A 255-nucleotide genomic window follows, 5' to 3' on the forward strand; every position below is an offset into this window, starting at 1 on the left:
CTGTGCGGTCTCCTCGAGCACCGCCTCGAAGCGGCCGAAAACTTCGGCGTCGTGCTGCGAGAAGCCGGCGATCGAGCGCTCGGCGGCGGCGCGGTCGCGGGGCAGCGAGAGGTAGCGGCCGTCGGGCTGGGGCGCGAAGGTGCCCCCCGGGCGCGCCAGGATCTCGAGGCCGAAGCGCTCGAGCTCGAGCTCGGCGATCACCTTGGGATGCAACAGGCTGACGACGTAGGCGCACACCGAGTTGCGAAAGCCGGG

At 71.8% G+C, this 255-nt stretch carries 1 protein-coding gene; it reads right to left on the minus strand.

All coding sequences use genetic code 11. From position 1 onward, the window contains the following. Positions 1–255: hypothetical protein (locus tag PZC42_RS21940; protein WP_277214324.1), on the minus strand; the 255-nt coding region annotated here is incomplete at both ends.

The sequence above is a fragment of the Isoptericola croceus genome, assembly GCF_029382255.1.
Lineage (GTDB): Bacteria > Actinomycetota > Actinomycetes > Actinomycetales > Cellulomonadaceae > Isoptericola > Isoptericola croceus.